Consider the following 15,866-nt stretch of genomic DNA (forward strand, 5'->3'; position numbering starts at 1 on the left):
ATATCAGAGCAAACTAATGGAACCATGACATCTGAGTATTGGACATTTGGCGGAGCAAAGCCCGATGTCGATCCGATCACGATCAACGGAAAACAAAGAACGTTTTACGTGGCTGCCTATCCAACACAAAAAGCAATCGACGAATATCATATCCCCCCTGGTGAATATAAATGGCAAGGAATTACATTGTTTGCCGTATGCCCTAAAGATGGGGGATTTAGCAGGGCAGAATATAGTGGAACAGGCAATCTGAATGGGCCAGATTTTTACGTCTACTGTTATCGTCCCGATCCGTGTCCAAAATGTGATCCGAAGGATAATAGGGATAAAAAAGGCAACCCTGTATCAGTGTCTACCGGAGCCAAGACAGAAGAAGCACTGGATTATAGCGGCGCACCAGACCTGGACTTCGTACGTGACTATCGCAGTGACAGCCAGGGTTGGAGCAATAACTTCCAGGTAGTTGGATTTGATGCCGCTGCCGCTGCACAAAACGGCACATCTGCCACCATGTATTCCTTGCTGCCTTGCTATGCAGGTGTCGATACATACTTCAATGAGCAATATTGCTTCCCCCAGGTATCAAGTGCTTTCACCAAACCCCCAGGTACTGTCACCAATGAGTTTGTCCAGGTGCGCGGTAATGGTCGTGTACAAGTCTTTGGTAACGGCAATAACTTCAATCCACCTGCCGACATTAATGACCGTGTCGTCCAGCTTTTTGACGGTAACGGCGCTCTGGCAGGTTGGTCAGTGTATAAAGCAAGTACTGATGCAACCGAGTTTTTTGATCTGAATGGCAGATTGCTGCGTATCGTACAACGCAATGGCATGCAAAAAGTGTTCACTTATTCTGATGCATCGACCCCACTGAATATCGCCCCCAAAGCGGGATTGTTGCTCACAGTAAGCAATCATTTCAACCAGAAACTCACTTTCACGTATGACCTGCAAGGTCGTATGTCAACCATGAAAGACCCCGCTGGCGGTATCACCAATTACGCCTACGATGAACCCAGTTCTATTGTCGTATCGGGTGTTCCTGCCAATAATCTCACCTCTGTCACTTACCCTGACAGTAAAAAGCGCGTGTACTGGTACAACGAACAAGACAAGACGAATGGTGTCAATTTACCTTTGGCGTTGACCGGCATTACCGATGAGAACGGCGTGCGTTTTGCTACCTGGACTTATGACAGTGCGGGCCGTGCGCTCAGTTCTGAACATGCCGGAGGTGTGGAGAAATTTACTTTTGCAGGTCGTGGCGCAGGTGAGAACCCAAATTTTACAGATCCTCTGGGGGTTAAGACTGAATTCGCCTATACCCCAGTGTTGAACCAAATGAAACTGTACTTTGAGAGGCGCACGGCTGGTTCCAACGTCCTCATGAAGGAGACGGGTTACGACGCCAGAGGCAATATCTCCATGATGCCTGACAACAAAGGCAACCGCACCAGCTACACCTACGATGTCCGCAATCTGGAGATCAAACGCGTAGACGCTGTTGACTCTTATTACGATGCCATCACTACCACCACCAGCTGGCACCCGCAGTACCGCATCCCAGTCCAGATCAACACCCCGTTGCTCAAAACAAGCTACACCCACGACACCAATGGCAACGTCCTGACCAAGACAGAACAAGCCACCAGCGACACCAACGGCAGCCTGGGCGCCAGCGCCCCCGTGGTTGGCAACGCCCGCACCTGGACCTACACCTACAACACCATAGGCCAAGTATTGACCGTCACCGGCCCGCGTACCGACGTCGTCGATAAAACCACCTACACCTACGACAACCTCGGTAACCTCGCCACTGTCACCAACGCCGCCGGTCATGTCACCACGTTGAGCAACTACGACGCCAACAGCCGCGCAGGCCAGATCACTGACCCCAACGGCCTGGTCACCACCTTGACCTACACCCCCCGTGGCTGGCTCAAGCAACGCGTCACCAATGCTGACGGTGTCTCTGAAACCACCACCTATGATTACGACGGTGTCGGCCAGATGACCAAAGTCACCCTGCCAGACAACAGCAGTATCAACTACGTCTATGACGATGCCCACCGCCTCACCAAGATCACCGACAACCTCGGCAACAGCATCAACTACACCCTCGACGTCATGGGCAACCGCGTCAATGAAACCGTCACCGATACCGGTGGCAACCTCACCCGCCAGGTCAGCCGCGTCTACGACATCCTCAACCGCCTGCAAACCGTCACAGGAGCAGCGCAATGAACCGTATCCTGAAGCACACCATGACACCAACATTCACAGCGACTGTCCTCAGCGTTGCCATGGCACTCGCCTATGGCCAGGCAGCGGCCCAATCCGCCACCACCGTCTACCAGTACGAATACGACCTCAACGACAACGTCACTAAAATCACCAACGGCAACAGCGCAGCCACCAAGCAGACCTATGACGCCCTCAACCGTCTGCAAATGCAAACCGATGCCGACAACAAAAACACCAGCTACACCTACAACGGCCAGAATCGCCTCACCCAGGTCACCGATGCCCGTAACTTCAGCACCATCTACAGCATAGACGGCCTTGGCAACCAGCTCAGCCTCACCAGCCCCGACACAGGTGTAACCACCACCACCGTCGATGCCGCAGGCAACATCCTCACCAAGACCGATGCCAAGAGCCAGACCACCCGCTATGCCTACGATGTGCTTAACCGCATCACCAGCATCACCTGGCATGACAACAGCGTCACCAGCTACACTTATGACCAGGGGCAAAATGCCAAAGGCCGTTTAAGCCAGATCAGCGACCCCAGCGGCACCATCAGCTACACCTACGATGGCCGTGGCCGCGTATTGACCGAGACCCGCATCATCAATAGCGCCAGCAACATCACCCGCTACCAGTACGACAATGCAGGCCGCCTCAGCAGCACCACCTACCCCAATGGCCGCTTGATCAGCTACACCCGCGACAGCCTCGGACGCATCACCCAGATCGACACCACCAAAGACGGCATCGCCATGACCATCCTCAGTCAGGCCACTTACCGTCCCTTTGGTGGCGTCCAAAGCTACCGCAACAGCGCAGGGCAAACCTCCACCCGCAGCTTCGACAACGAAGGCCGCATTGCCAGCTACACCCTCAACAACAAAGTACAAGCCATCAGCTACGATGCCGCAGGCCGCATCACCGCCATCAACGAAACCAACAACCCCAGCCGCCAGGCCACCTACGGCTATGACACCGTCGACCGCCTCACCAGCTATTTAACACCCCAGGTCAGCCAGGGTTTCACTTATGACCCCGTCGGCAACCGCAACACCAAGACCAATGGCGCCGCCAACACCAGCTACACCTATGCCGGTAACAGCAACCGCCTCACCCAGGTCACCGACAGCCAGGCCAAACCCGTCGCGACCGACCCCAATGGCAGCATCACCAACAACGGCACCAACCAGTTCACCTACGACACCCGTGGCCGCATGACCTTTGCTGTCACCTCCGTAGGTACTGTGCAATACCTGATCAACCCAGTGGGCCAGCGCGTACAAAAGAACGTACCCGCCAATGGCAGCAACCCCGCCAGCAGCACCCTGTATCACTACGACCAGGGTGGCAAACTGATCAGCGAGCGCACCGGGCAGAACGATGTCGATTACATCTACCTCGGTGATTTGCCTGTCGCGGTCATCAAATAAGCCAGGCGAAAAAACTAAACCTGACAAAAAAACTGGTCATTACCCAATAGCCATTACTCAAAAAACCGCCCGCCGCTCATCCACGAGAGATGAGCCAGGGCAGGGGAGAAAAATTTGTTTTACCAAAAATTACTCAGCAGAGCAGTCCTCAGCACCGCCCTGATCTGCATCACCGGACTGGGGCTAGGTAGCTTCACCAGCCCGGCCTTTGCAGCCGTACCCACAGTCGGCCTGAACACCCCAACGACCAATGCCCGCTACGCCTCACCAGCCGCCATTACCCTGACAGCCGTTGCCGCCAGCAGTGGCGACACCATCAGCAAAGTCGAGTTCTTCCAAGGCAGTACTTTGCTGGGTACCGTCACCACTCCCCCCTACGTCTACAACTGGCCCAACGTCACCACAGGCAGCTACAGCCTCACCGCCAAAGCCACCAACAGCCATAATGAAACCAAGACCTCCACAGCAATAGCTGTCATCGTCAACAATGCCCCCACGGTTAGCCTGACTGCACCCGCCAACAACAGCAGTGTTGTCGGTAAAGCCAGCATCACCCTGTCAGCCAATGCGGCTGACACTGACGGCACGATCAGCAAAGTCGAGTTCTACAACGGTGCGACATTGCTCGGCAGCAGCACGACCGCTCCCTACAGCTACAACTGGAACAATGTCGCCCCCGGCAGCTATGCCATCACCGCCAAAGCCACCGACAACCTTAGCGGCACCACTACAAGTAACTTCGTCAGCATCACCGTCACCAACCCGATTACCGTCAACCTGACAGCACCAGCCAACAATGCCAGCGTCACGGTAGGCACGCCCATCGCCATGACAGCCACAGCAACAGACAGCAAAGGCACGATCTCAAAAGTCGAGTTCTACAACGGAGCCACCCTGCTCGGCACCAGTACAGCCAGCCCCTATACCTTTAGCTGGACCAATGCCGCAGTCGGTACTTACAGCATCTCCGCCAAAGCCACCGACAGCCAAAGCCTCACACAAACCAGCAATACCGCCAGTGTCCAGGTCAAGGCCGCAGCGACAACGCCACCCACAGTCAGTCTGACGCCCGCACTCAAGCAAACTACCCAGACTGTACCCGCGAATGGCACCTTCGTTGCACCGGCAGGCATCAGCCTCGCAGCCACAGCCACCCCCGCATCCGGCAGCACGATTGCCAAGGTCGAGTTTTACCAGGGTGCAACACTGATAGGCACAGCCACCGCACCAACGACCACGAACGGCAGCACCTACAGCGTCAACTGGAGCAATGTCACCGCGAACAGCTATAACGTCACTGCCAAGGCGACCGATAACAAGAGCGCCACTGCAACCACAGCACCTGTCACCGTCAACGTCATCAACAACACAGCACCCACGGTCAGCCTGACAGCGAATCCAGCCAACGCCACAGCACCAGCGACCATCATCCTGAATGCGACAGCAACGGATAGTGATGGCACGATAGCGCAGGTGGAGTTTCTGAATGGTACGAACAGCATTGCGACTGTGACGCAGGCACCGTACACGACCAACTGGGCGAATGTGGCGCAGGGCAATTACAGCCTGACGGCAAAAGCCACAGATAACCTGGGCGCAACGACGACTTCAGCAGCACTACCGGTGGCTGTAACGGCGAATACACCGAAGGCGTATGATATTCATGCGGATCATCTCAATACGCCGAGGGTGATTACAGACAATACGGGAACAGAAGTCTGGCGTTGGGACAGTGCGCCGTTTGGGGAGACCTTGCCGAATGAGCAGCCGGCCAGTCAACCAACCAAGTTCGTGTTTAATCAGCGGTTTCCTGGGCAGTACTTTGATGTAGAGACTAATCTGCACTATAACTACTTCAGGGATTATGATCCGCAGACGGGACGTTACATCGAATCTGATCCGATTGGACTCGATGGCGGCAATAATACATTTGCTTATGTTGAGGGACGCGCATTAACTTATGTAGATCCTTTTGGCTTGATTAGAGTATGTGTCATGCAGTTGATTTTGGTAACTTCATACAATGATCGTGGCCCTGGGAAAGATTGGCCTTACTTTAAACCTAAAACTAAAGGAGGCAAGCCTGGAAGTGTTGGACCAGGAATTGTTGCTGTTGGAAATAGTTCAAATCAACCGTATCCATATGGTTCAACAGTGACTATCTACAATGACCAAGATCCTAATAAGGTCGATTACAAAGGTGAAGTCCATGATACTGGGGCTGGATGGAATTCTAAACATCACAATGTTGCACCAGATCAGTGGATGGATATATGGCTTCCTGGAAAGGAAGCCATAAAATGGGGTAAACAATGGCGATTGGTGGAGATATGCCATGAAGAAGAATGTAAAAAGTAAATTTGCTATATTTGTGATTGCTGTATTTGCGACCTCCTGCGGTATCGCAAATACAAATTTTCCGGGGCTAACTTCGAGATTAAACTCTCCCAGTTCTAGATATGCCGTAATTAATATTGATTCAGACACGCTAGATGAAAGTGGAAATAATCACTCTTTATGGATATTAGATAATTTAACAAAGAAGAAAAATAAAGTATTTTCTTATGGTCGCCATGTGTCTGTATTTTGGTCTCCCAAGGGAAATTATCTAACTATTAATAATAAGGAAGGAAGTGATTTTAGTAACTGCATTTTGATCTCAATGGATGAAGCATTTAAGAAGATGGATTTTGCTGGTAATATAAGCTCTCAATTTAAAGAGCAGGAAACATTTAAAGGGGATCACATCTATATTAAGTGCAATAGATGGACTAATGAAACTAGCATAGAGATATCTTTTGTTGAATATGAATCTGGAAAAGCGTTGATAAAAAAACTTAAGTTTATGTACGACGTGAGAACAAAACTATTTACAAAGCTTGAGTAACCTGCGTAACTCCGATTAACTACAACTAAGTGCAATCGGAGACGCTCGAACGAAAGAAGGCGGCACCCATTAGCCCCAGCTAGTCAAGTAGTCAAACAATATACTCGCAACACACCGCGATCATATTTTCTACGCCACCACATGATTGTTTCAAAATGCCGTTGTGTCTTTTGCTTCGACGTGTGGTTGCGTGAATCCGCACCAGTCACCCATCCGGATCTAGCGAAACATGAAGCTGCATTTCGCCCATTAGCACAGCTACTCCAGAAGCATCTCAGTACCACGTTGCGTCCAGGTGATGGGCCGATCTGTGGCTACTGGATTCACTCCAACCCCTTCCGGCTCGCATTGCAGACGACTCATTGTAAAACAAGGCTGGTGATGGTAAATATTGCGTGTCCAATCAATTCTGATCGCCTGTGATCCAGCCCTGCGTTTGCAAATCCCTGCTCGCAAATGATTCACGCTCGAAAAAGCGCAGACCCAGGAAACGCTGATGATATGCTCCTGTAATTGGAGTGCAAAAAAATTAAACCCGGACATCATGGGTAATCTCCTTTCCCGTCTTAACACCGCAGAACGCCTGCAGTTTTTTATCAATACAGGGTTTTATTTTTCGATGCAGATTCGTGGCAAATATAGCTTGCATGCCCAGCATGAAGACCACGAATATCGCGCCATCACCGAATGTTTCCACCGTATCTTCCAGTGCTTGCGTGGCATAGGCGATAGCCCAGAACCGCGCATGCCAGAGGACGCCGTCCTGCTCATGTTAAACGACATCGCCAAAGAGGCGCGCCTGCAAGAAGAATTAAATTGGGCAATTGAAGAAGCTACAAAGCTGCTTGCAAAGAGTGATATTTAATCTGTAAGAATTAAGCTGTAAAAAACCGAAGCGTGTGAATACCCATGTCTTATTTAACAGCGCTTTTCAGGCTACTCTGACTATTGACCAGTTCATCTCAAGGCAACTGGTCGATAGCAAAGGCCAGATTTATCCTTTTGCATAAGCAGAACGGCTGCCGTGAGCCGTATTTTCCAATTGCAGCTGCATATCCGCGATCACAAACTCATGCATGGTCTTGATCACTTTTTCAATAAAGTAAGATGAAATCAGCCTTGGGGCAATGCGGTTGTCATAGTAGGTAAGCATGCGGACGATACTCTGCTCACCGTCAATCTGTTCCACTTCTATATACCCGCCCAATAGTTTGATCGTGTCTTTATAACGGATATTCTGCTCGATAATCTCAAACTCGATACGGCTTTGATCAATAATATTGGTAATTCTTTTGGTCAGGTAACCGCCATCACTATATTTGCAACGGCAAGTATCGCCTACTGCGGCATACTTGCCTTCCACTTCCTGCGGCACCGGCAGGCTTAATTTTAACAACCACGATGCCGGTTTTTTGACATGCTCATAAAAGCCGACTTTTTGCCAGACATCGGCTTTATTCGCCTTAATGATGCTACTGGTCACTGCACTGCTGGTAGTTTGCTGTTTCATGATTTTTCTCGCTTGTTGATTTATGTTATTTGAAAACGCCTGCTTCATTTACATGGGGTACGGGCGCTAAACAATGCTATGCATCCGACGGTGCTGACTTCAACGTTCTGGAATCGCTTTTCTAATGCGGACTTCAATTGGCCCGCTGAATCCTGATCGCCATTGATTACCTTGAGCCTGTGCAACACTGCATAAACACAGCGGCTGAGCATGGTTTTGGCGATATCGTGATTCAGTATGGTGTAACCGAATACCTGAGTGCCGGCATGCATCAGCGGCCTGATGGCATCAAACACCGCGCCTTTTTCCAGCATGTCACCAGGAATGCAATGCAGAATGCCGCCCAGCGCAATTGAGTCGAAACGCCCGGCAGAAGTTGGCATTGGTTCCAGCGCATTGCAGAGATAAGTCTCTGGTTGAAAGCGCGCAATTCTTGCGGCGGTAAAATTCAGGCAGTTTTGCTGTAAATCGAATAAACCTATGCGTACCTCACCTGGCTGGTAGTGGCAACGGTCTAGAAAATAGCCGGTACCAACGCCAATATCCGCGTGATTGCGCGACATCATGAGATGGTAGAGGTCGGCAAAATACCTGCTTTTGCAGCGCCAGACATACGGTGCCAGCAAGCGGTAAATCAGAATGTCATAGCACCGGAGCAATAGCATGCTGTAAATCCGGACACCGTCATCGATTGTTCTGCTGGTAATGGTGCTCAACATGGTTGTCTCTTGTATAGATAAATGGTCGGGACCCGGATATCTGGAAAAGAATTCGCAATCCAGACTCGTACTCTAAACTATGCAACTGGCATGCCAATTCAATAAAATTGCTAAGCTGCTGTTTTTAAACAATATTTATTTTGTTGGTGGACATGTGACTGTAAGGTATCTGTACGTTGCCGCAAGTTTCGCTGTAAAGAAGCTTTGCAGTGAAAGCGATTTTGCAAAACTTCTTTGTAAAAAAATGGGTTGACCTGCCCCAGAAAACCTTGCGTACGTATTACTGACATCAAATGACTCTCACCAGTGAAAAATAATCTTATTGACATCCAAATTCAGCCCGATAGGATGTCGTCAGTCGATATAGCGTTAATCCATATAAGCTGAACCACATCAACAAACCAGCAATCATGAAAGGTGCAGATGGAAGCAATTAATTACTTCATGCCTGGATTTCTCATCAAGAAAAAATTTCTCTTCCTGTCTTTCCTGCTCATTTTATTTTGCGCAGCCGGATGCTCCTATAAGATTGAAATTACACCTTTTGAACTGCATGCCGAAAAGCCCATATTCATTTTCTCCAAACCAATAACAGCATCACCGATAGGGAAAATGAGGATAGTTCCATTGAATAACTTTAAGATCGTGCAGAAAAAAAATGATCGCTGGGATTACGACAATCCACTGTGGGATTTTGGATTGCAGCCAGGAGCTACTTTGGAGGTGGAAAAACTTCGTTATGCCAGTCTTCCTGCAGGTTATGTTGAGACTGTTAAGGCAAAAAAACTGGAACGTGGCCTAACGTATATGGCAATTGGATTTGGGCCGGGTTCCAGTGGCAGTGTTGAATTTAGTTTGGTACCTTGAGTTGCAAGGCCATCTAGGGGATGCGAATGAAACGAATACTACTTTATATCTTTTTGGTCTTGAATGCCGCAGCCTGGCACAATTGCCTTGCTGGCACTGAGTTCAATCAGAAGCCGGGAATTGTTCTTCCAGGAGCCCTGGTCAAAGCAACCGCGCTTGCGTATGCTCAATTTGAGCAAGAGCTTGATAAACAAGGCAAAGCGGCAAGGAATGATTTCGCACGATCCATGTCAAAATTGGAAAGCTACGATGCAAAAATTTCTGTAGAAAAAAGGCATTACATCATTCGTTTTACTCCTAAAGATAAAAACGTGCGTGGTGGCGAAATTGCTTACACTATTAAAAAGGATGATTTTTCTATATCCGATATTGAATATTCTAAATAAATGCTTTGGTTTTAATTCGAAACGCGCAGTCCGCAATCCTTAATCATGTGAATGAAGCTTCGAGTTCAGAAGTATCAAATTAAAAGAGTTTTAAGATGAAAGCCAGGGCTTTGAAGTCGACAATGATGTTTCATTCCAGATCAGATGTGACGCAGGTTTGCTACGATCTGGGGAAATTGACCGTTACGGTTGAGTCATTGGAAGAAAATAAAAGCTATCAAGCGAGCTTTGCAGAAATCTGTGGATTCCGTCTTTTGGATGAAGGTGATTTACTTGAATTTTGGCCTACATGTTCGGATGCTGAACACTGGGTGTTTCAAATTGAAGAGGGCGGCTGGTATGCGCAAGAATCATTGCGGCCTGGTTTTCTGAGAAAAGATATCGCCGCCATCCAGGAATTTTTAATCACCAGCAGCACTGGTTGTGTAAGCGTGCTGGCCTGGGACGAACCAGAAATCAAAAGTTGGCAGGTCTAAAGCGGAGCCAGGGCATTACAATGTCAGTTATCGATTTGTAATCGCTCTTTATGTGAGGGATGATCGCTTGTGCTGCCAGTCAGGCCTTCTCTCATTCATAATATATAAGGTGAATGCCCAGTTACGATTGTTTCTGTCGTATCAGATAAGTTGCATATTGCTGCTGACACTAGCTCGCCTTATGCCCAGAGAAAATTTTTTGCTAGAATTTGATGCAACATGCGGCGCATTGCAATGCGCCCTACATTACGGCTGCGCTTGAGGCTTTGTTTCTTTATGAAGTCCTGGGTAGTAACTCGATAAATAAATTACCGCTACCCGGTACTCTCAGGCACTGCCATCATCAATCCCCGCATCAATAAATGCGCATCGCTACGCGCATATTTGCTGTGGCTATACACAAAGAGGAGTTCCAAAGAGGGGGCAGGTCTTAGATTCATACATTTTAAAAAAAAATGATAAGTTTGAGAATGGCCAGTCCCCTACGACTAGACTTTGCAGGTGCGTTGTACCACGTCACTTCTCGCTGAGATAGACGTGAGGATATCTATCTGGATGAAGAAAACAGGCAAGCCTTGCTGACAGACCGCGTAGCTCCGATTAACGAAGTGGAATCGGAGGCATGGCTTGGAGACCATTAGCATTTGCCCCCGGTAGTCAAGTAGTCGAACAATATACTCGCAACACACCGCGATCAGATTTACCACGCCACAACATGATTGTTTCAAAATGCCGGCATGCGTTTTGCTTCAATGTGTGGTTGCGTGAATCGCAGCTTCACCAATGTGTATCTAGTGAAACATCATTCTGGTTTTCGCCCATCAGCACAGCTACTCCACAAGCAACTCAGTACCGCGTTTCGTCCAGGTGCTGGGCAGACGCTTGCATAGAAGATCAACGAAAGGCCGATTGAGAAAATACTCAATCGGCCTTTTCGCATTCGCGGCATTAAGTGACATGATGGTTGACCACAGATAAGCAGAAATTCCTGCGTACGTAATAGCTACATCGCATTACTTACACCACCGGGGAAAATAATTTAATTGACATCTAAAATCTCTCTGATACTATATCGATAGTCGATATAGCGTTAATCGATATAATGCATGGTGAAACCAATAGTGCAGCAAGTGTCAAAGGTGCGGATGGAAGAAATTAATTATTCAAAATACCTGCCACTGTCAGAGGCGACCTTTTACGTGCTGCTGGTGCTGACTGAGCCCCTGCACGGCTATGCCATCATGCAAAAGGTGGAAGACATCAGTGAGGGTAATGTCGTCATTGGCCCTGGCACTCTGTATGGCGCGTTTGCGACTTTGGAAAAACAGGGTTTGATCAGCAAGGTCAGGGAAGAAGAGCGGCGCAAGTATTATCAACTCAGCGACAAGGGGCGACTGGTGCTGGCCGAGCATATCCGCCGTCTGGAAATCATGTTCCATAACGCGCGATTGGCACTGCCAAAATTAAAAACGGGAGGGGCAAAGTGAGCGAGACATTAATCAAAAAATTCAAATGCTTCTGGTCATGGGAAGATGAGAATGAGCAGCAGTGGCTGCAAGAAATGGCACACCAGGGTTTACATTTGCAGGGGCGCAACCTGTTTGGTCTCTACAGTTTTGTGCAGGGTGTGCCCGCTGATGTTGTCTATCGCCTCGACTATGTCTCTGATACCAGATGGGGTGCTGCAAACGTCGTCGAACCAGATGGCAGCTACCGTCAGTTGCTGACCGACGCAGGCTGGGAGCATGTGCTGGCGGCATCTGGCTGGCAGTACTGGCGCATGGCTGTGAGTAATGGCAAACAGGGCAAACAGGGCAAACAGGGCAGCCAGCCAGAAATTTATACGGATGCAGCTTCAAAACAAATGAAATACAAGCGTCGCATGCTGAGTCTGACTTTTTGGATTTGCCTTTGCATTGCTCTTCTCAGTAACCCGCAATCCATGCTGCGTACCTTGGGCGATGGCAGTCTGGCTTACACCATCGTCTATGGAATAGCTGTGCCCGCAGCTTTGTCCATGGCGTATGCCATGGCGCGCATCTACTTGCGGATCAGGCAGTTGCGGCACTGATGATGTCAACGACGCGGCGATCGCAATCATCGCATAGAACAGAGTGATGGAGAAACAATGGAGGGGTACCTGATCAAAAAATTCAAATGCTTCTGGTCATGGGAAGATGAAGAAGAACAGCAGTGGCTGCAAGAAATGGCTAGCCAGGGCATGCATTTGAAAGCACGCAGTTTCTTCGGTATCTATCGTTTTTTGCAGGATGCGCCTGCTGATATTGTCTATCGCCTTGACTATGTGTCCAATTTCAATTGGAACTACGTAAAGACTCTGGAGCCAGATGCTAACTATCAGCAGCTCATTAGCGATGCGGGCTGGGAGCATGTACTTCAAGCCTCAGGCTGGCAATATTGGCGCATGCCTGTGCGCAATGGAAAAGTGCCAGAAATATATACTGACCTCACTTCTAAAAGAGGTAAGTACCAGCGGCTATTGCTGGTTATGTGCGTCTGGAATTTGACCTTTCTTCCAACTGCTCTCTATCCTCAAGGCATGCTCAATCATTGGGATCATGCCGTGCTGGCGTATATCGTCATGTACGCTATCGTCATGCCTACTTGCCTTTGCTTTTCTTATGCATCATTGCGGATTTTAATGCGGATGCGGCAATTAGTGAAAATCTGACTTTTTTTAGCTGTTTTGTCCAAGATCGAATTTGCGCTAGTCGGCGCGGCAACAATCAAGGTTGGGTAATGTTGAAGATGAAATTATTTTTGTGGTTTGATTTTTTTTCAAAACACATTCAAAAAAATGACATCAATTGTGGGTCATGCACGGCAAAAATATTTTTATCGGAAACTTGATGCAACATGCTGCGCATTGCAATGCATCCTACCTTACGGCTGCGCTTGAAGCTTGTTTTTTTTATGCAGTTCGGGCTTCAGGTCGATAAATCAATTACCACTGACCGCCACCTTCCACCACTTCCATCATCAAGCTCCTTAGCCATAAATGCGCATCGCCACTTGCATATTTGCTGTGGCTGTACACCTTGAGGGTGTAAGGCGGTATCGCAAAGGGCGCAGTATGGATGGTGATGCCTGCGGTTTGTGCAAGGGTGGTGGCAGCGTGGCGGGGCAGGGTCATGATGAGGTTGCTGCTGGCGATGATGAAGGGAGCAACCAGGACATTGGGTAGCTGGATTGTGACCTTTCTTTGCAGGGCCATGCCGTCGAGTACATAATCGATGACACCGCGGCTTTCATTCCAGGGGGTGACGACGACATGGCGTGCCAGCAGATAGGTTTTTAATGTAAGTTTGCGTTTGATCAGCGGGTGGTTTTGGCGGGCTATGGCGACATAGTCGTCTTGCAGCCAGTCAAATTCTTCCAGGCCTGCGGGTAATGGGTTGCGCTCTTCATCGTAGCCGAGGGCAAAGTCGATATTGCCTGCGGCCAGTTCAGCGATGGCGAGTTTCTGGCTGGTGTTGATGATGCGCAGGGTGATATTGGGCGCGACCTGTTGTAGCTTGTTGATAAGGCGGGGCAATATTACAAAGGCGGTATAGTCACTGGCTGAGATGACAAAGTTACGCTGGCTAGTGGCAGGGTCAAAGCGTTGTCTGAGACTGAGCCCAGCAGACAATTGCGCTAGTGCCGTGCTGATGGGCTCAGCGATCTGATCGGCGCGCAAGGTTGGTTGCATCTGGTTGTCGAGCCGCACGAATAATTCATCACCGAGGGCGGTGCGCAGCCTGGCCAGTGCATGACTGAGGGCTGAGGGGCTGAGTGCCAGTTCATGTGCGGCAGCCGTGACCGAGCGTTGCTGGTACAGGGCATTAAATACCAGCAAGAGATTGAGGTCGAGCTTGCGCAGGTCAAGATGCATGTTCTGCATGATAGTCTGAAGTAATTGCATTTGCCGCATTGTAGGCTGGCTTGTTAGGATGAGGCAAATGTAAGGTGATTGCAAGCTATCTTGTTACATCACCTGAAGAGTTCCCAGTTCTTTTCCGGACAGGATTGACTGAACCCCACCCTAACCTTTCCCCTTCATCTTTGAAGGGGGAGGGGACACAGAATGAGATATTCATGAATATAGTAATCCGCCCAGCCCAACCTGAAGATGCAGCCCTGATCCATGCCTATATCACTGAACTGGCCATTTATGAACGGGCAGCGCATGAAGTCATTGCCAGTGTCGATGATGTCAGGCAAAGCCTTTTTGCGGCTGACAGCCCGGCGCGTGGCCTGATTTGCAGCATAGATGACGTACCGGTTGGTTATGCGGTTTATTTCCTGAGTTATTCCACCTGGCTGGGGCGCAAGGGCATGTATCTGGAAGACTTGTATATCTCGCCCGGCCAGCGTGGCAGTGGTGCGGGAAAAGCATTGTTGCGGCATCTGGCGCAGGTGTCGGTTGAGAGTGGCTGCGGCCGTCTTGAATGGAGTGTGCTGGACTGGAATGAACCGGCGATACAGTTTTATTTATCGATAGGCGCACAGCCTCAGGATGAGTGGGTGCGTTACCGTCTCGCAGGTGCAGGTTTGCAGGCCTTTGCGGCGGGTTGATTGTTTGCTGCCTGAGTTGTTCTCGTTGATTCTTGTTGGTCCTTGCGGTTTTTTGAGAGTGTTGTTGGCATTATGTTAGCATCCCGCTTGCCTGGGTGATCAAAATGCAAATAATGCATCTTGTATGCGCTGCAGGCTACTGTCTGCTGGTACCGGTTTTTCCAGGCAGAAACAGACAGCTTGATCAATCTTTGTGATGAAATTTTGAGATGAAATAAGGCGGCGTGATGACTATCCAAAAACATATAGTGACAGTTTTATTATTGGCAGGCAGCAGTGCCTATGATGCTTATGCGGGCGATGTATCGGTCAGTTTGCCAGGTATCAGTGTCAAGGCACAGGATAATGGTGCCAATACGAATGTGAATGTCAGGGCACCAGGCGCGAGTGTGAATGCGGTGCAGGGCAATGGCAATGGTAATGGCCCTGGCAAGCAGGCTGGGCGCATTGATGGCGGGCGTATCATGGGCAATGACATAAGCAAATCTACACAATGCAATGGCCAGCCTGTGAACATACAGGGCAATGGCAACCAGATCATCCTCAACGGCGTTTGCCCTCAGGTCAGTGTGAACGGGAATGAAAACCAGGTGACGATAGAACAATTGGGTAAAGTGCAGGTGGTGGGTAACGATAACCAGGTCAGGTGGGCGCAGGCACTGAATGGGGCTAAGCCGCAGGTGCAGAGCTCGGGGAATGATAACCAGATCAGCAGGCAGTAAGCATACAGGCTGGTTTATTTGAAAAGGGTGTGGATAATCGA

General features: G+C 49.4%; 16 protein-coding genes. 13 read left to right on the plus strand and 3 right to left on the minus strand.

What is annotated here, in order from left to right; translation table 11 throughout:
• Positions 1–348 precede the first annotated feature (348 nt).
• From ACO0LG_RS07890 to ACO0LG_RS07910, 5 genes are all read left to right on the plus strand, one after another.
• Complete coding sequence (locus ACO0LG_RS07890) at positions 349–2,244, plus strand: RHS repeat protein (RefSeq protein WP_423025028.1); 1,896 nt, start codon at positions 349–351, stop codon at positions 2,242–2,244.
• The gene (locus ACO0LG_RS07895) at positions 2,241–3,680 is read left to right on the plus strand and encodes a hypothetical protein (protein ID WP_423025030.1); all 1,440 of its coding nucleotides are present in this window, start codon (positions 2,241–2,243) and stop codon (positions 3,678–3,680) included. The genes ACO0LG_RS07890 and ACO0LG_RS07895 overlap by 4 nt, the downstream gene beginning before the upstream one ends.
• Before the next feature lie 114 nt (positions 3,681–3,794).
• Entirely contained in the window at positions 3,795–6,038 is a 2,244-nt protein-coding gene (locus tag ACO0LG_RS07900; protein WP_423025032.1) for an Ig-like domain-containing protein, read from the plus strand.
• On the plus strand, positions 6,016–6,567 hold the full coding sequence (locus tag ACO0LG_RS07905; protein ID WP_423025034.1) for a hypothetical protein: 552 nt from the start codon (positions 6,016–6,018) through the stop codon (positions 6,565–6,567). The genes ACO0LG_RS07900 and ACO0LG_RS07905 overlap by 23 nt, the downstream gene beginning before the upstream one ends.
• A gap of 544 nt (positions 6,568–7,111) precedes the next feature.
• A complete protein-coding gene (locus ACO0LG_RS07910; protein WP_423025036.1) occupies positions 7,112–7,432 on the plus strand; it encodes a hypothetical protein in 321 nt (106 codons plus the stop codon).
• Between the two features lie 129 nt (positions 7,433–7,561).
• Here the strand turns inward: ACO0LG_RS07910 and ACO0LG_RS07915 are convergent, their stop codons facing one another.
• Positions 7,562–8,125, minus strand: coding sequence for a hypothetical protein (locus tag ACO0LG_RS07915; RefSeq protein WP_423025038.1), 564 nt, complete (start codon positions 8,123–8,125; stop codon positions 7,562–7,564).
• On the minus strand, positions 8,122–8,796 hold the full coding sequence (locus ACO0LG_RS07920; RefSeq protein ID WP_423025040.1) for a class I SAM-dependent methyltransferase: 675 nt from the start codon (positions 8,794–8,796) through the stop codon (positions 8,122–8,124). The genes ACO0LG_RS07915 and ACO0LG_RS07920 overlap by 4 nt, the downstream gene beginning before the upstream one ends.
• Before the next feature lie 423 nt (positions 8,797–9,219).
• Here ACO0LG_RS07920 and ACO0LG_RS07925 point away from each other — a divergent pair, with 423 nt between their 5' ends.
• The 6 genes from ACO0LG_RS07925 to ACO0LG_RS07950 all read left to right on the plus strand — a co-directional run bounded on the left by ACO0LG_RS07925 (position 9,220) and on the right by ACO0LG_RS07950 (position 13,217).
• Complete coding sequence (locus ACO0LG_RS07925) at positions 9,220–9,663, plus strand: hypothetical protein (RefSeq protein WP_423025042.1); 444 nt, start codon at positions 9,220–9,222, stop codon at positions 9,661–9,663.
• Between the two features lie 26 nt (positions 9,664–9,689).
• Complete coding sequence (locus tag ACO0LG_RS07930) at positions 9,690–10,049, plus strand: hypothetical protein (RefSeq protein WP_423025044.1); 360 nt, start codon at positions 9,690–9,692, stop codon at positions 10,047–10,049.
• A gap of 95 nt (positions 10,050–10,144) precedes the next feature.
• Positions 10,145–10,525, plus strand: a complete 381-nt coding sequence (locus ACO0LG_RS07935; protein WP_423025046.1) for a hypothetical protein — start codon at positions 10,145–10,147, stop codon at positions 10,523–10,525.
• A gap of 1,106 nt (positions 10,526–11,631) precedes the next feature.
• The gene (locus tag ACO0LG_RS07940; protein ID WP_423025048.1) at positions 11,632–12,012 is read left to right on the plus strand and encodes a PadR family transcriptional regulator; all 381 of its coding nucleotides are present in this window, start codon (positions 11,632–11,634) and stop codon (positions 12,010–12,012) included.
• Entirely contained in the window at positions 12,009–12,596 is a 588-nt protein-coding gene (locus ACO0LG_RS07945) for a DUF2812 domain-containing protein (RefSeq protein WP_423025050.1), read from the plus strand. Before ACO0LG_RS07940 ends, ACO0LG_RS07945 begins: the two co-directional genes overlap by 4 nt.
• Before the next feature lie 57 nt (positions 12,597–12,653).
• Positions 12,654–13,217 (plus strand): DUF2812 domain-containing protein, encoded by a 564-nt coding sequence (locus ACO0LG_RS07950; protein ID WP_423025052.1) that lies wholly within the window; start codon positions 12,654–12,656, stop codon positions 13,215–13,217.
• A gap of 273 nt (positions 13,218–13,490) precedes the next feature.
• On the opposite strand, the gene ACO0LG_RS07955 is transcribed toward ACO0LG_RS07950, so the two are convergent.
• Positions 13,491–14,420, minus strand: a complete 930-nt coding sequence (locus ACO0LG_RS07955; RefSeq protein WP_423025571.1) for a LysR family transcriptional regulator — start codon at positions 14,418–14,420, stop codon at positions 13,491–13,493.
• Between the two features lie 203 nt (positions 14,421–14,623).
• On the opposite strand from ACO0LG_RS07955, the gene ACO0LG_RS07960 reads away from it, so the two are divergent.
• Together ACO0LG_RS07960 and ACO0LG_RS07965 are read left to right on the plus strand one after the other, a co-directional pair.
• Positions 14,624–15,103: a GNAT family N-acetyltransferase gene (locus ACO0LG_RS07960; protein WP_423025054.1), complete on the plus strand. Its 480-nt coding sequence runs from the start codon at positions 14,624–14,626 to the stop codon at positions 15,101–15,103.
• A 227-nt stretch (positions 15,104–15,330) separates the two neighbouring features.
• Positions 15,331–15,825 (plus strand): DUF3060 domain-containing protein, encoded by a 495-nt coding sequence (locus ACO0LG_RS07965; RefSeq protein WP_423025056.1) that lies wholly within the window; start codon positions 15,331–15,333, stop codon positions 15,823–15,825.
• Positions 15,826–15,866 lie beyond the last annotated feature (41 nt).

Source organism: Undibacterium sp. Ji42W (assembly GCF_049340405.1).
Lineage (GTDB): Bacteria > Pseudomonadota > Gammaproteobacteria > Burkholderiales > Burkholderiaceae_D > Undibacterium.

Coding starts and splice junctions, on each gene's coding strand:
- ACO0LG_RS07895 (WP_423025030.1), top strand. CDS start 2,241: ATGAACCGTATCCTGAAGCACACCATGACACCAACATTCACAGCGACT.
- ACO0LG_RS07905 (WP_423025034.1), top strand. CDS start 6,016: ATGAAGAAGAATGTAAAAAGTAAATTTGCTATATTTGTGATTGCTGTA.
- ACO0LG_RS07910 (WP_423025036.1), top strand. CDS start 7,112: ATGGGTAATCTCCTTTCCCGTCTTAACACCGCAGAACGCCTGCAGTTT.
- ACO0LG_RS07915 (WP_423025038.1), bottom strand. CDS start 8,125: ATGAAGCAGGCGTTTTCAAATAACATAAATCAACAAGCGAGAAAAATC.
- ACO0LG_RS07920 (WP_423025040.1), bottom strand. CDS start 8,796: ATGTTGAGCACCATTACCAGCAGAACAATCGATGACGGTGTCCGGATT.
- ACO0LG_RS07925 (WP_423025042.1), top strand. CDS start 9,220: ATGGAAGCAATTAATTACTTCATGCCTGGATTTCTCATCAAGAAAAAA.
- ACO0LG_RS07930 (WP_423025044.1), top strand. CDS start 9,690: ATGAAACGAATACTACTTTATATCTTTTTGGTCTTGAATGCCGCAGCC.
- ACO0LG_RS07935 (WP_423025046.1), top strand. CDS start 10,145: ATGAAAGCCAGGGCTTTGAAGTCGACAATGATGTTTCATTCCAGATCA.
- ACO0LG_RS07940 (WP_423025048.1), top strand. CDS start 11,632: ATGGTGAAACCAATAGTGCAGCAAGTGTCAAAGGTGCGGATGGAAGAA.
- ACO0LG_RS07950 (WP_423025052.1), top strand. CDS start 12,654: ATGGAGGGGTACCTGATCAAAAAATTCAAATGCTTCTGGTCATGGGAA.
- ACO0LG_RS07955 (WP_423025571.1), bottom strand. CDS start 14,420: ATGCATCTTGACCTGCGCAAGCTCGACCTCAATCTCTTGCTGGTATTT.
- ACO0LG_RS07960 (WP_423025054.1), top strand. CDS start 14,624: ATGAATATAGTAATCCGCCCAGCCCAACCTGAAGATGCAGCCCTGATC.
- ACO0LG_RS07965 (WP_423025056.1), top strand. CDS start 15,331: ATGACTATCCAAAAACATATAGTGACAGTTTTATTATTGGCAGGCAGC.